We start from the raw sequence: 14,400 nt of genomic DNA, 5'->3' as shown, positions 1-14,400 counted from the left end.
GCGCCCGCGTCGATAGATCGCCCATGATCCGCCTCGCCCTCGTCCTCGCCACCCTTGTCGCGCCTGCCCACGCCGCCACCCACGCGTTCTGCTGGATCGGGTCCGAGGGATACCGGATCGAGGGGAGGATCTCCTATCCCGACGGCGCGACGGGCATCCTGACCGAAGCCGACATCACCGAATTCGCGATCACGGGGCTGCGCGGCGACGCCGTGCTGGGCCGTTGGACGCTGGCCGACCGAACGCCCGAGACCGCATGGACGCTGCGCTTCGATGCGGACCGGCTGGCCTTTCCCATGGGGGGCGAGCCGGCAAACGGCACCTACCAGGAATGGAACGCCAACGGCTTCGCGGATGATTGCGGCGATCCGGGCTTCGGCTTCAACGGCGGCAACCGGGCGCAGGACATCTGCGTCGACGGCGTCTTCATCGACGAGAGCGGCGTGCCGCCCGCCACCCCGCTCCGGATCTCGCCCGATCCGTCGAACCCCTGCGGCCCGCTGCCGATGTCGGCGCTGTCCGAAGCGCGCCGCCACGGATGACGCCCGAGGCCTTCGCCGACCGGTTCCCGATCCTCTGGCGCGTCTCGCAGCCGGGGTCGGCGGAGGGTATCCGGCGTCACGGTCTGCTGACCGCCGCGCAGATCGGCGCGCGGACGGGCGTCGACCTTGCCGGGCGCCGCGCCCGACCCGTGGCGGCCACGCTCCCCGACGGGACGCCGATCACGATCACGGACAACGGCCCTCTGAGCCTCCGGAAGCTGGCGACGAAGCTCGAAGATGGGCTGACGCCGGAGGCGTGGCTGGCGATGCTCAACGACCGGGTGTTCTTCTGGCCGGATCGCCGCATCATCAAGGGATTGGATGTCGTTCGCGAAGTCACCGTGCGGGGCGGCGCGCACCATGCGGGCGAGGCGCTGATGCGGATGATCCCCGGCTAGGCCGCGCCCCAGCCCTCGGCCTGCATCTCCCGCAGGCGCGAGGCGGTGCGTTCGAACTCGAACACGTCCTTGCCGGACAGGGCCTCGGGTTCGGCCTCGGCGCTGACGATCAGGCGCACGCCCGCCTCGTAGAGCGCGTCGATCAGCGTCACGAAGCGGCGCGCCTCGTTGCCATGAGCCCGGTCGAGCACCGGCACGTCGGTCAGGATCAGGACCCGGACCGCCCGCGCCAGCGCGAGGTAATCCGCGGCCCCGAGCGGGCGGCCGCACAGCTCTGCAAAGGACGCGCGCGCGACGCCGGATGCGAAATCGTCCAGCCGCAACTCCCGCCCCTTCACCCGCAGCGTCAGCCCTTCCGACCGCCCGTCCGACAGATCCGCCCAGATCTCGTCCAGTGGGCCGCCCCCGACGAAATAGGTCTGCACCCCGGCCAGCCGCCCCTGCCGGTAATCGGTCGGCGCGTCGAGGTGGTGGACGATCATCCGGGTCTTCACCATCTCGATGAAGGGCAGGAACAGCGCCCGGTTCAGCCCGTTCTTGTAGAGATCGTCCGGCACGCGGTTCGACGTGGTGACGATATGCACCCCGCCCTCCCAGAGCTTCTCGAACAGGCGCCCGACCATCATCGCGTCGGTGATGTCGGTGATCTGCATCTCGTCGAAGCAGAGCACGCGCACGGTGTTGGTCACACCTTCGGCGAAGGGCGCGAGTGCATCGCGTTGGCCGGTGGCGCGTGCCTCGTGCAGGGCCTCGTGCATCTCCTGCATGAAGGCGTGGAAATGGACCCGGCGCGATGGCACGGGCGACGCTTCGTGAAAGAGGTCCATCAGCATCGACTTGCCGCGCCCGACCCCGCCCCAGAGATAGGCGCCCATCGGGCCTTCGGGCGCACGGCGGCGCGAGAAGAGGCCGCGCTTCTCCGGCTCGGCCAGCTTGGCGCGGATCCGCTCCAGAACCTCCAGCGCCGCCTCCTGCGCGGGGTCGCGCGTCAGGCGGCCATCGGCCACGCGCGCGGCATAGAGTTCGGGAAGCGTCGTCATCCGTCCCGCATCTAGCGCGGCATGGCGCCCCCGTCAGCCCCGTGCGAAGGTCCCGCGGTCGGACGCGGAAGGGGAGCGGGATGCGGGTCGTATCGGTGGGCGAATGCATGGTCGAGCTGGCACCGGCGGAGGGCGATCTGCTGCGCCCCAGCTTCGCGGGCGACACGTTCAACACCGCCTGGTATCTCGCGCGGCTGCGGCCGGGATGGACGGTCGACTATGCCACGCGCGTCGGCACGGACGGGCTGTCGGACCGAATGGTGGCGGCGATGGCGGATGCCGGGATCGGGACGGCCCATGTTGTGCGCGACCCGATGCGAACGGTCGGGCTCTACCTGATCGAATTGCAGGACGGGGAGCGCAGTTTTTCCTACTGGCGCGGGCAATCGGCGGCGCGGCGTCTGGCCGAGGGCGACGCACTGGCCGATGCGTTCGCGGGGGCCGATCTCATTTACCTCTCGGGGATCACGCTGGGCATCCTTGACGCGCCGGGGCGCGCGGCGCTGATGGACCGGCTGGACGCGGCACGGGCGGCGGGAGCGCGGGTGGCATTCGACCCCAACCTGCGACCCCGCCTCTGGCCCGACGGCGCCGCGATGTGTTCCGCCGTCATGACGGCTGCGGCGCGCGCGGACATCGTGCTGCCGTCGCACGAGGACGAGGCGACGTGGTTCGGCGATGCCGACCCACAGGCGACCTTGGACCGCTACAAGGGCGCGGGCGCGGCGGTCGTCGCGGTCAAGGACGGGCCCGGCCGCGTGATCTGCGCGGTGCCGGACGGCCTCGCGCATCACGACCCGGCGCCGGTGCAGGATGTGGTCGACTCGACTGCCGCCGGCGACAGCTGGAACGCCGGGTTCCTCGCCGCGTGGCTCGATGGCGCGAAGGCGGACACAGCGCTTCGCGCGGGCTGCGACCTGTCGGCGAAGGTGATCGGCGGGCGGGGGGCGCTGGTGCCGGTCTAGACGCTCCGGTGGCGGCGGCGCACCGAGCCGGGACGCCCGGGCAGGTCGAGCGCCGCATCGCCCCGCGCCCCGCGTGCAACGACCTTGCCCTTCGAGACCACCGCAAGCCGCCCGGCGCGCAAGCGCAACGCCTCGACCGGATCGCCCGCGTCCAGCACCACGAGCGAGGCCATGTCACCGACCTCGAGGCCATAACCTTCGAGCCCAAGGATGCGCGCGTTCCCCTCCGTCACCATGTCGAAGCAATGGCGCATCTCGGACGGGTGGGTCATCTGCGCGACATGCATCCCCATGAAGGCCACGTCCAGCATGTCCGCCGTCCCCAGCGGATACCACGGGTCGAGCACGCAATCCTGGCCCCAGCCGACCTCGATCCCGGCGGCCAGCAGCTCCTTCACGCGGGTCAGGCCGCGCCGCTTCGGATAGGTGTCGTGCCGCCCCTGGATCGTGATGTTGATGAGCGGGTTCGGGATAGCCGCGACCTGCGCCTCGGCCATCAGCGGGATGAGCTTCGAGACGTAGTAATTGTCCATCGAATGCATGGACGTCAGGTGCGAGCCCGCGACGCGACCCTGAAGGCCCAGCCGCGTCGTCTCGGCGGCCAGCGTCTCGATATGGCGCGACATGGGATCGTCGGTCTCGTCGCAATGCATGTCCACGGGCAGGCCCCGCTCGGCGGCCAGTTCGCAGAGCGCCGTGACCGAGCGCGCGCCCTCGGCCATCGTGCGCTCGAAATGCGGGATGCCACCGACCACGTCGACGCCGAGGTCCAGCGCGCGCACCGTGTTGTCCCATGCCGTCGGGTCGCGAAACACTCCGTCCTGCGGGAAGGCGACGAGTTGCAGGTCGAGATAGGGCTTCACCGTCTCGCGCACGTCGAGCAGCGCCTCGACCCCGAGCAGGCGGTCGTCGCAGGTATCGACATGGCTGCGGATCGCCAGAAGACCCATCGAAACGGCCCAATCGCAATAGGCCAGCGCGCGGTCGCGAACCTCGTCCTGCGTCATCACCTGCTTGAGCTCGCCCCAGAGGCCGATCCCCTCGAGCAGCGTGCCGGACGCGTTCACGCGCGGGATGCCGTAACTCAGCGTCGCATCCATGTGGAAATGCGGATCGACGAAGGGTGGCGAAACCAGATCGCCCGTCGCGTCGATCACCTCGCGCGCTACGGCGTCGAGCCGAGCCTCGACAGCGGCGATCCGGTCGCCCCGGATGCCGATATCGGCGACGCGCCCGTCGGGCAGCGTGCCCCCCTTCACGATCAGATCGAACATCAGCGCTCCCCCCGGTTGAACGGCACCATCAGGGCCGCGGGCACCTGCGCGCGGCGCGACATGACCACGAGGGCCAGAATGGACAGTATATAGGGCGCCATCAGGAAGACCTGATACGGGATGTCGGCCCCGAGCGGCGTTTGTTGGAGGCGGATCTGCAACGCGTCGAACGCCGCGAACAGGATCGCGCCCAGCAGCGTCTTGCCGGGTTTCCACGCGCCGAAGACCACGAGCGCGATGCAGATCCAGCCGCGCCCGTTGACCATCTCGAAGAAGAAGCTGTCGAAGGCCGACATGGTGAGGAACGCCCCGCCGACGGCCATCAGGCCCGACCCGACGATCACCGCGCCCATCCGGAGGCCCGTGACCGAGAGGCCCTGCGCCGCGACCGCCGCCGGGTTCTCGCCCGCCGCGCGGATGGCGAGGCCCAGCGGCGTCCGGAAGAGGACGAGGGCCACGAGGGCGGCCGTCGCGAAGGCCGCATAGGTCAGCGGTGTCTGCGTGAAGAGCGCCTCGCCTAGGATCGGGATCTCCGAAAGGCCGGGCACGGGCCAGGGTTGGAACGCCTCGATCTTCGGCGGGCTCGTGACTTCGGGCAGGGCCAGTCGGTACGCGTAGTAGGTCGCCGATGTCGCCAGAAGCGTGATCCCGAGGCCCACGACGTGTTGCGACAGGCCGAACGGCACCGTCAGGACGCTGTGCAGAAGGCCGAACGCCATCCCCGCCAGAAGCGCCACGCCGACCCCGGCCCAAAGACCCGTGCCCGAATAGACCGCCATCCAGCCCGCGAAGGCGCCGGTGACCATGATGCCCTCGATCCCGAGGTTCAGAACGCCCGCCCGCTCGCAGATCAGCTCGCCCATGGCGGCGAAGATCAGCGGCGAGGCGATGCGGATCGCGGCGGCCCAGAAGCTGGCCGAGAGGAGGATTTCGACGATCTCCATCATCCGCGCCGCACCCGGAACCGCGTCAGCAGGATGGCCAGCACCATCGAGAGGAGCGCCGTCGCCAGCAGGATATCCGCAAGGTAGGTCGGCACGCCCGCGGCGCGGGACATGCTGTCGGCGCCGACGAAGATGCCCGCAACGAAGATCGCGGCGACGACCACGCCCAGCGGATTGAGAAGCGCCAGCATCGCGACGATGATGCCGGTGTAGCCGAAGCCCGGTGACAAATCCAAGGTCAGCGACCCCTTCGCCCCCGCCACCTCCGAGAAGCCTGCGAGTGCGGCGAGCCCCCCCGACAGGACCGCCGTCCGCACCAGGGTCGCGCGGACCGGAATGCCCGCGAATTGCGCCGCCTCGACGTTCAACCCGACGGCCCGCATCTCGTAGCCCCAGATGGTGCGCGTCTGGATCACCCAGACCACGCCCGCCGCGATCAGGCCCAGCGCGAAGCCCCAATGAAGCCGCAGGCCTTCGGCGATCCGCGGCAGCCGCGCTTCGGGGACCAGCGCCGCGGATTTCGGCCAGCCGAGGCCCATCGGATCCTTGAGTGGCCCTTCGAGAAGCAACGACACGAAGAGCAGGACCACGAAGTTCAGCAGGAGCGTGGTGACCACCTCGTCGACGCCGAAGCGGGTCTTGAGGAAGGTCGGGATCAGCAGGGCGATGGCCCCGCAGACGATCGCGGCTAGCGCCAGCACCGGCAGCAGCGTCGCGGCGGGCCAGCCCAGCGCGCCGGTGCCGAGGACGACCGTGGCCACCGCCCCAAGATAGAGCTGCGCCTCGGCCCCGATGTTCCAGAGCTTGGCGCGGAACGCGACCGCCACGGCGAGCCCGGTGAAGATCAGCGGCGTCGCGCGGTTCAGCGTCTCGAGCAGCGCGAATTTCGAGCCGACCGCGCCCTCGACGATCAGGCCCGCCACCGCCAGCGGCGCGGCCCCCGCCAAGGCCGCGAGCCCTGTCGCAAAGAGAGCTGTCAGGGCAAGGGCCAGCGCGGGCAGCCCGACCGTGCGGAGCGCGGTGGGCGCGGCGATGGGTTCAAGCCGCATGGTCGAACCCCTGCCCGGCCATCCAGCCGCCGAGTTCGGCGGGCGTCATCGTCCCGCGGTCGAACGCGGGCGACAGGCGGCCCCGGCTGATGACGTGGATCACGTCCGAGAGCGCGACGATCTCGTCGAGATCCTCGGAGATCAGAAGGACGCCCGCGCCCCGGTCGCGCGCGGCCAGAAGCTGTTCGTGGACATAGGTCAGCGCCCCGATATCGAGGCCGCGCACCGGCTGGTTCGCGACGATCAGATCGGGCGACGTCTCGAGCACGCGTCCGAGGATCAGCTTTTGCATGTTGCCGCCCGACAGAAGGCGGATGCGCGTGTCCGGGCCCGGACAGCGCACGTCGTAGCCGTCGATGATCCGGCGCGCGAAGGCCGCGGCCGCGCCCCGGTTCAACCAGCCGCCCCGGCTCATGGGAGGGCGGGCATAAAGCTCGAGCATCGCGTTCTCGGTCAGGTCCATGTCGGCGACGGTGCCGGTGCGGTGGCGGTCCTCGGGGATGCGCGCGACACCCGCATGGACGGCGGCGCGGGGGGACCAATCGGCGGGGGCGTCGCCCTTGAGCTCGAAGCGCCCCGCCGCGGGTGCGACGAGCCCGCCCAACAGGTCGGCCAGCGCCGCCTGGCCGTTGCCCGACACGCCCGCGATGCCGACGATCTGGCCACGCCGGACGGTCATCGATGTGGACCGCAGGCCGGGGGCCAGCCCGCGCCCGACGGTGTCGACATCGGCCAGCTCGGCCACCGCGTCCCCCGGCGCTTGGGGACGGACGGTCGGCGCGGGGATCTCGGCGCCAACCATCAGGCGCGCCATCTCCTCGCGGGAGGTGTCGGCGGTCGCGGCCTCAGCCACGACGCGGCCATGGCGCAGCACCACAACCCGGTCCGAGATCGCCGCCACCTCGTGGAGCTTGTGGCTGATGAAGATGACCGACAGGCCGTCCGCGACCGCATGGCGCATCGTCGCGAAGAGGTCCTCGGTCTCCTGCGGCGTCAGCACCGCCGTCGGCTCGTCGAGGATCAGGATGCGCGCGTCGCGATAGAGCGCCTTGAGGATCTCGACCCGTTGACGTTCCCCGACCGTCAGCGGCCCGACCAGCGCGTCGGGATCGACCGCCAGCCCGTAATCCCGCGCCAGATCCGCGATTCGTGCGCGTGCCGCCCGCCGCCCCGAGCCCGGCGACCAGAGCGGCCGCGTGCCCAGCACGATATTGTCCAGCACCGTGAGATTCCCCGCGAGGGTGAAATGCTGGTGCACCATGCCGACACCGGCCCGGAGCGCGGCACCCGGACTGCCTTCCGGCAGGCGATGGCCCATCACCTCGATCGTACCCGCATCTGGCGTGTACTGCCCGAAGAGGATGTTCATCAGCGTCGTCTTGCCCGCGCCGTTCTCGCCCAAGAGCGCCACGACCTCGCCGCGTCGCAGGGTGAACCCGACGCCGTCATTGGCCGTAACCGGCCCGAACCGCTTGGTGATGCCCTCGAGGCGGAGGACGACCTCCGCCTCGCCGTCCCCCGTCACGTCAGGAGGACTTCGGCTCGTCGTCGTTGATCTCGACCGAGAATTCGCCTGCCCGGATCGCGGCCTCGCGCTCGGCCACGAGGTCCAGCGCCTCCTGCGGCACACGGCCTTCGAACGTGCCCAGCGGCGCAAGACTCGATCCGCCGCGATCCATGAAGCTGAACCGGCCGTAATCGGCGGCAGTGAACTCGCCCGCCTTCACCGCGGCGATGGCCGCGTCCAGCGTCGGCTCGAAATGCCAGATCGCGCTGGCGACCACGGTGTCGGGATAGTCGGCCTGCGTGTCGATCACGTTGCCGATGGCCAGCACGTCCCGCTCGGCGGCCGCGTCCGACACGCCGAAGCGCTCGGCATACATCACGTCGGCGCCGTTCTCGATCATCGCGAAGGCCGTCTCCTTGGCCTTGGGCGGATCGAACCACGAGCCGATGAAGCTGACCTGGAACGTGGCCTCGGGCGACATCTCGCGGACGCCGGCCATGAAGGCGTGCATCAGGCGATTGACCTCGGGGATCGGAAAGCCGCCGACCATGCCGATATTGCCGCTCTCGGTCATGGACCCCGCGATGATACCCGAAAGATAGGCCGCGTCCTGAATGTAGTTGTCGAACACTGCGAAGTTCGGCAGGCCCGCATCTTCCTTGAACGACGACCCCATCAGGAAAGCGGTGTCGGGATATTCGGCTGCGACCTCGCGCGCCTCGGCCTCGGCGCCGAACACCTCGCCCACGATCATGTCGACCCCGGATTCCGCATATTCGCGCATCACGCGGGGATAGTCGGTATTGGCGACGTTCTCGGTGAAGCTGTACTCGATGTCGCCCCGCGCCTGAGCCGTTTCGGCGGCTTGGTGGATGCGGCTGACCCATTGCTGCTCGACCGGCACGGTGTAGATCCCCGCGACCTTGAGCGGCGCGTGGCCGTCGGCGCGGACCATGCGGGGCAGCAGCGCCGCACCGCCTAGCATCGCGACCGATCCCAGGAGGCGCCGGCGGGATAGGGTGAGCGGGGTGAAACGGGACATAGCAGACCTCCTTGAAAAGACGTGGCCGAGCGTCTGCGCCGGGATCGAGGCTGTCAAGCACGCGCGCGGAGCTCGGGTCAGACGATCTGATGCGTGCCCAAGATTTCCCGCGTTGACGCTTCGGCCTGCCGGATGAAACTGCACCCCATGTCCGATCCTTCCGCCACCGCGCCGCGCCCGACCCTCGTCACCCCTGTCCTCGTCTCGGGGTGCATCGTCCTGATGATCGGCTTCGCGATCCGGTCCAGCTTCGGCGTGTTCCAGATCCCCATCGCGGTCGAGTTCGGCTGGCTCCGCGCCGAGTTCAGCCTCGCCATCGCGATCCAGAACCTCGCCTGGGGGATCGGCCAGCCGATCTTCGGCGCGCTGGCCGATCGTTTCGGGGACCGGAAGGCGATCGTCGCGGGCGTGATCTGCTACGCGGCAGGGCTCGTGCTGTCGTCATTCGCGGTGACGCCGGGCGCGCATCAACTGCTGGAGATCCTCGTCGGTTTCGGCATTGCGGGCATGGGCTTCGGCGTCATACTCGCGGTGGTGGGTCGGGCCGCCTCGGACGAGAACCGCTCGATGGCGCTGGGGATCGCGACCGCCGCCGGATCGCTGGGACAGGTCTGCGGCCCGCCGATCGCCGAATGGCTGCTGGGGAGCTTTTCCTGGCAGGAGGTCTTCCTGATCTTCGCGGGCATCATCGGGCTTGCGCTCTTTGCGCTACCTACGATGCGGGCGCCGGTCGTCCCGAAGGCCGCGCTCGAGGAATCGATGGGCGCGATCCTCACCAAGGCGGTCCGCGATCCGTCCTACGCGCTGATCTTCGTGGGCTTCTTCTCCTGCGGCTACCAGCTCGGCTTCATCACGGCGCATTTCCCGGCCTTCGTCACCGAGATGTGCGGCCCGATCGACCCCGGCTCGACGCTGCATACGATGGGCATCACCTCGACGAGCGCGCTGGGCGCGGTCGCGATCTCTCTCATCGGTCTCGCCAACATCGCGGGCACGCTCTACGCGGGGTGGCTGGGTCAGCGCTTCAGCCGCAAGAAGCTGCTGGCGGGGATCTATCTCGGGCGCACGGTCGTGGCCGCGCTCTTCATCCTCACGCCGATCACGCCGCTTTCGGTCGTGCTCTTCTCGGTCGCTATGGGGTCGCTCTGGCTTGCCACGGTGCCTCTGACATCGGGCCTCGTCGCGCATATCTACGGGCTGCGCTACATGGGCACGCTCTACGGTCTCGTCTTCTTTTCGCACCAGCTCGGCAGCTTTCTCGGCGTGTGGCTGGGCGGCGCGCTCTACGATTCCACGGGCAGCTACGTCGCGGTCTGGTGGGTCGGCGTGGGGGTCGGACTGCTCTCGGCGATCGTCCATCTGCCGGTGAACGAAACGCCGCTCACGCGCCGCAAGGTTGCCGCAGCGTAAATCCGTGCCATGCTGTCCGGGATCAACCCCGACAGGAGACATGCCATGCGGACCGCCCTCGCCCTACTGCTTCTGACGACGCCCGCCTTCGCGCAGGAGGCGGCCGACGCCATCGCACCCGAAGCCGCCACCGGCCTCGCCCCCGAAGTGGCCGCGCCGGTGACCTCGACCGACTGGATGGTCACGGCGGCCAATCCGCTGGCCGCCGAGGCAGGGGCCCAAGTGCTCCGCGACGGGGGCAGCGCAGCCGATGCCATGGTCGCCGTCCAGGCCGTCCTTGGCCTCGTCGAGCCGCAGTCCTCGGGCCTCGGCGGCGGCGCGTTCCTCGTCTGGTACGACGCGGCGACCGGCGAGACAACGACGCTCGATGGCCGTGAGACCGCGCCGATGGCCGCGACGCCGACCCTGTTCCAGACCGAGGACGGCGAGCCGATGGGCTTCTTCGATGCCGTGGTCGGCGGCCTTTCGGTCGGAACGCCCGGCACGCCCATGCTGATGGAGGAGGCGCATCGCCGCTGGGGGCGCGCAAGCTGGAGCGGGCTCTTCGACGATGCCATCGAACTGGCCGAGGACGGGTTCGCCGTGTCGCTGCGGTTGGCCGAACTGGTGACGGGCGACGCCGAACGCCTCGCCGTGGCACCGGCCACCGCCGCCTATTTCCTGCCGAACGGCGCACCGCTCCAGAAGGGCGAGACGTTGCGCAACCCGGCCTATGCCGCCACGCTGCGTGCGCTGGCCGCCGAAGGGACCGACGCGTTCTATTCCGGCGAGGTCGCCGAGGGGATCGTGGCCACCGTGCGGGGTGCGGCCCAACCCGGCGTCCTGACGATGGACGATCTGACCGCCTATGACGTGGTCGAGCGCCCGGCCGTCTGCGCACCCTATCACGGCACCCAGGTCTGCGGCATGGGCCCGCCCTCTTCGGGGGCGCTGACCGTGGGCCAGATCCTCGCGATGCTGGAATATCACGACATCGCCGCCATGGGTCCCGACGATCCGGAGGCCTGGCGCCTGATCGGCGACGCCTCGCGCCTCGCATTCGCGGATCGCGGCCGATACATGGCCGATAGCGATTTCGTCCCCATGCCGAAGCTTCTGGACGAGGCGTATCTGCGCGACCGCGCCACGCTCCTGAGTGGCGACGACGCCCTGCCCGAGGTCTCGGCCGGGTCGCCGCCCTGGGATCACGCGGCGCTGCACTTCGCCGACGACGTGTCGCTGGAGCTGCCCTCGACCTCGCATATCTCGATCGTGGACGGCGACGGCAACGCGCTCTCGATGACGACAACTATCGAGAACGGCTTCGGCTCGCGGCTGATGACGCCGGGCGGGTTCCTCCTCAACAACGAGCTCACGGATTTCAGCTTCGCCACCCATTCGGACGGCGTGCCCATCGCCAACCGGGTCGAGCCGGGCAAGCGTCCCCGCTCTTCGATGTCGCCCACCATCGTGCTGCGCGACGGAGCGCCGGTGATGGTCGTCGGCTCGCCCGGCGGCAGCCGGATCATCGGCTACGTCGCCAAGACCATCGTCGCGCATCTCGACTGGGGCATGGACGTCCAGCAGGCCGTCGCCCTGCCGCATCTGGTCAACCGGTTCGGGACCTACGACCTCGAAGAGGGCACCGCCGCCGAAGGGCTGGGAGAGGCGCTGACGGACATGGGCTTCGAGACCAACGTGCGTGGCCTGACCTCGGGGCTGCACGTCATTTCGATCGACGGCGACACGCTGAGCGGCGGGGCCGATCCCCGGCGCGAGGGCGTCGCCATCGGGCAGTAGCCGTCAGGGCCGGTCGGTCACCTCGCAGGCTTCGCCCCGGATACAGGCCATCGCCTGCTCCAGCGCCTCGGGCGAGGCCTGGAGCAGGTCGCGCGGGCACGGCCCCTCGGTGATGAGGTTGCCGTCCTCGGTGCGTTCCACGAAGGCGAGCACCCGGTCCAGCGGCACGCCCCCGCACCAGGCGGCGACGCATTCGACCTTGAGCGTGACCGGGAAGTCGGCGGGCGTGTCGAACCCGGTGGCCGAGGCGAGCTGGCCCTGGAACCGGGCCTGAAGCTCGTAGCCCTGCCGCTGGTTCGGGTCGTCGGGCTGTTCGGGGATCGTCTGGCCGGGCAGGACGCGGATGCGCCCGACAGCGAGCGTGTACTGCGCCTCGGACTGGTCGGCATGCTGGAAGCTCGACTGGACGGTCGGGCGCAGGCAGGACAGCGCCATGGCGGGCTGGGCCACGGCGAGAGTCAGGGCGGCGAGAAGGGCGGTGCGGATCATGGCGCGGCTCCGTTGCGGGTCTGGGCCGAAAGGTGGGACGGCCGCCGCAGCCCGGCAAGCCGTATCCGATAGCGCGGTCGCGCCGAGCGGATCAGCGCAGGTCAAACCCGTCGAGCACCCGGCCGTAGAGGTCGCGCTTGAAGGGCACGATCGCGGCCAGAAGGTCGTCCGGCGCCATCCATCGCCAGCGCGCGAACTCGCGCTCGTGGACGTCGAGATCGACGGCGTCGTCCGGCCCGTCGTAGCGGAACCGGAACCAGTGCTGCGCCTGCCCCCGGTATCGCCCCTTCCAGAGCGTCGGCACGAGATGGTGCGGCAGGTCATAGGCCAGTGGCTCGGGCAGGCGCGCCAGTTCGGTCACGGCCTCGGCCGCGAGGCCCGTCTCCTCGTGAAGCTCGCGCAGGGCCGCCGCCTCGGGCGCCTCGCCGGGGTCGATCCCGCCCTGCGGCATCTGCCATGCGCCCGGCGTGTCCAGCCGCTCGCCCGCCCAGATCAGACCTGCGGCGTTGGTCAGGCAGACGCCCGCGCAGGGACGGTAGGGCAGCTTGGCAGTCTCTTCGGGGGTCATGGCGCGTATGGGGCGGGCCGCGACGGCCCGCCCCCGATCGTCACTGGCCGGCCAGCTCGATGGCCGACAGACCCTTCAGGATGTCGATCGCATAGGCCATCTGGTAATCCTCGTCGCGCAGTTCGGCGACGGCACGCGCCTCCTCCTGCTCGAGCCGGATCTGCTCCTGCTGGTCCTCGGTCAGGCTGTCATTGTCGAGCGACCCGCGCAGACCGGCCTCGGAGCGGTTGGGACGATCGTTGTCCTCTTCCTCCTCCTCGGCGTTGGGGTCGGGGCGGGGCTGGACGACGACGATGTCGGGCGAGATGCCCAGCGCCTGGATCGAGCGGCCCGAGGGCGTGTAGTAGCGCGAGGTCGTCAGTCGGATCGCGCCATCGCCCTGCACCGGCATGATCGTCTGGACCGACCCCTTGCCGAAAGACTTGGTTCCGACGACCACGGCGCGGCGGTGATCCTGCAGCGCGCCCGCAACGATCTCGGAGGCCGAGGCCGACCCGCCGTTGATCAGAACGACCATCGGCTTGCCTTCGGCGATGTCGCCGGCGCGCGCGTTGAACCGGTCGCCCGCATCCGCCTCGCGCGAACGGGTCGAGACGATCTCGCCCTGCTCGAGAAACGCGTCGGCCAGCGCCACGCCCGCGGTCAGAAGACCACCGGGATTGTTGCGCAGGTCGAGCACGATGCCGTTGACGTCATCGAGCCCGCCGCCGATCTCGGCCAGCACCTTGTCGAGGCCCGCGCGCACGTTCGGCAGCGTCTGGTCGTTGAAGGTCGAGACGCGGACCACGATCGTGTCGCCTTCCCGGCGGACGCGCGCGGCGGTCAGTTTGATGGTGTCGCGCGTGATCGTGATGTCGAGCGGCTCCTCGAGCCCCTCGCGCACGATGGTCACGATGATGTCCGACCCGACCGGACCGCGCATCAGGTCGACCGCCTCTTCCAGCGTGAGGCCGAGGATGTTCTCGCCATCGACCGCGGTGATGAAGTCGCCCGCCTCGACACCCGCCTCGTAGGCCGGGGTGCCGTCCATGGGCGTGATGACCTTCACGTAGCCTTCTTCCTGCGTGACCTCGATCCCGAGGCCGCCGAACTCGCCGCGCGTGTCGGTCTGCATGTCCTCGAAATCGCGCGGCGGCAGGTAGGACGAATGCGGGTCGAGCGAGGTCAGCATCCCGTTGATGGCGGCCTCGATCAGTTCGCCCTCGTCGACTTCCTCGACATATTGGTTGCGGATGCGCTCGAAGACGATGCCGAACAGGTCGAGCTGTTCGTAGACGCTCGCCTCGTTGGCGTTCTCCTGGGCCAGAAGGGGGCCGGCGATCTGCGTCGTGGCGAGGATGCCGGACACCATGCCGACGGCTGCGGCCATCGCGGTCTTTCTCATGTTCAATCC

At 69.7% G+C, this 14,400-nt stretch carries 14 protein-coding genes; 5 read left to right on the top strand and 9 right to left on the bottom strand.

All coding sequences use genetic code 11. The features are described from left to right. The first annotated feature begins 23 nt into the window (after window positions 1–23). On the top strand, window positions 24–542 hold the full coding sequence (locus tag Q0833_RS17415) for a hypothetical protein (protein ID WP_298438082.1): 519 nt from the start codon (window positions 24–26) through the stop codon (window positions 540–542). Next, entirely contained in the window at window positions 539–940 is a 402-nt protein-coding gene (locus tag Q0833_RS17410) for a hypothetical protein (protein WP_298438079.1), read from the top strand. Before Q0833_RS17415 ends, Q0833_RS17410 begins: the two co-directional genes overlap by 4 nt. Here the strand turns inward: Q0833_RS17410 and zapE are convergent. Beyond that, window positions 937–1,980: a cell division protein ZapE gene (zapE, locus tag Q0833_RS17405; protein ID WP_298438076.1), complete on the bottom strand. Its 1,044-nt coding sequence runs from the start codon at window positions 1,978–1,980 to the stop codon at window positions 937–939. The genes Q0833_RS17410 and zapE overlap by 4 nt on opposite strands. 80 nt (window positions 1,981–2,060) lie before the next feature. On the opposite strand from zapE, the gene Q0833_RS17400 reads away from it, so the two are divergent. After that, the gene (locus Q0833_RS17400) at window positions 2,061–2,945 is read left to right on the top strand and encodes a sugar kinase (protein WP_298438073.1); all 885 of its coding nucleotides are present in this window, start codon (window positions 2,061–2,063) and stop codon (window positions 2,943–2,945) included. Here Q0833_RS17400 and Q0833_RS17395 read toward each other — a convergent pair. Genes Q0833_RS17395 through Q0833_RS17375 form a run of 5 tightly spaced genes read right to left on the bottom strand, consistent with a single transcriptional unit; the run spans window position 2,942 to window position 8,704 of the window. Continuing rightward, entirely contained in the window at window positions 2,942–4,219 is a 1,278-nt protein-coding gene (locus tag Q0833_RS17395) for an amidohydrolase family protein (RefSeq protein ID WP_298438070.1), read from the bottom strand. The two genes, Q0833_RS17400 and Q0833_RS17395, sit on opposite strands and share 4 nt — an antisense overlap. After that, complete coding sequence (locus tag Q0833_RS17390) at window positions 4,219–5,163, bottom strand: ABC transporter permease (protein ID WP_298438374.1); 945 nt, start codon at window positions 5,161–5,163, stop codon at window positions 4,219–4,221. Before Q0833_RS17390 ends, Q0833_RS17395 begins: the two co-directional genes overlap by 1 nt. Continuing rightward, window positions 5,163–6,212 (bottom strand): ABC transporter permease, encoded by a 1,050-nt coding sequence (locus Q0833_RS17385; protein ID WP_298438067.1) that lies wholly within the window; start codon window positions 6,210–6,212, stop codon window positions 5,163–5,165. Before Q0833_RS17385 ends, Q0833_RS17390 begins: the two co-directional genes overlap by 1 nt. Continuing rightward, window positions 6,202–7,737, bottom strand: a complete 1,536-nt coding sequence (locus Q0833_RS17380) for an ABC transporter ATP-binding protein (protein WP_298438064.1) — start codon at window positions 7,735–7,737, stop codon at window positions 6,202–6,204. The genes Q0833_RS17385 and Q0833_RS17380 overlap by 11 nt, the downstream gene beginning before the upstream one ends. A gap of 1 nt (window position 7,738) precedes the next feature. Continuing rightward, on the bottom strand, window positions 7,739–8,704 hold the full coding sequence (locus Q0833_RS17375; protein WP_298438371.1) for a BMP family protein: 966 nt from the start codon (window positions 8,702–8,704) through the stop codon (window positions 7,739–7,741). 204 nt (window positions 8,705–8,908) lie between these two features. Here Q0833_RS17375 and Q0833_RS17370 point away from each other — a divergent pair, with 204 nt between their 5' ends. Then, window positions 8,909–10,171 (top strand): MFS transporter, encoded by a 1,263-nt coding sequence (locus Q0833_RS17370; RefSeq protein ID WP_298438061.1) that lies wholly within the window; start codon window positions 8,909–8,911, stop codon window positions 10,169–10,171. 45 nt (window positions 10,172–10,216) lie between these two features. Beyond that, complete coding sequence (ggt, locus tag Q0833_RS17365) at window positions 10,217–11,950, top strand: gamma-glutamyltransferase (protein WP_298438058.1); 1,734 nt, start codon at window positions 10,217–10,219, stop codon at window positions 11,948–11,950. A gap of 3 nt (window positions 11,951–11,953) precedes the next feature. Here the strand turns inward: ggt and Q0833_RS17360 are convergent, their stop codons facing one another. From Q0833_RS17360 to Q0833_RS17350, 3 genes are all read right to left on the bottom strand, one after another. Beyond that, on the bottom strand, window positions 11,954–12,439 hold the full coding sequence (locus Q0833_RS17360; protein ID WP_298438055.1) for a hypothetical protein: 486 nt from the start codon (window positions 12,437–12,439) through the stop codon (window positions 11,954–11,956). A gap of 91 nt (window positions 12,440–12,530) precedes the next feature. Next, a complete protein-coding gene (locus Q0833_RS17355) occupies window positions 12,531–13,007 on the bottom strand; it encodes an RNA pyrophosphohydrolase (RefSeq protein WP_298438052.1) in 477 nt (158 codons plus the stop codon). Window positions 13,008–13,047: 40 nt separating this feature from the next. Beyond that, window positions 13,048–14,391, bottom strand: coding sequence for a S41 family peptidase (locus tag Q0833_RS17350; RefSeq protein ID WP_298438048.1), 1,344 nt, complete (start codon window positions 14,389–14,391; stop codon window positions 13,048–13,050). Window positions 14,392–14,400: the final 9 nt, after the last annotated feature.

The sequence above is a fragment of the uncultured Jannaschia sp. genome (assembly GCF_947503795.1).
Classification (GTDB): Bacteria; Pseudomonadota; Alphaproteobacteria; order Rhodobacterales; family Rhodobacteraceae; genus Jannaschia.
Note: the sequence above shows the minus strand (reverse complement) of the source record. Positions and strands in the feature narration are given on the sequence as shown.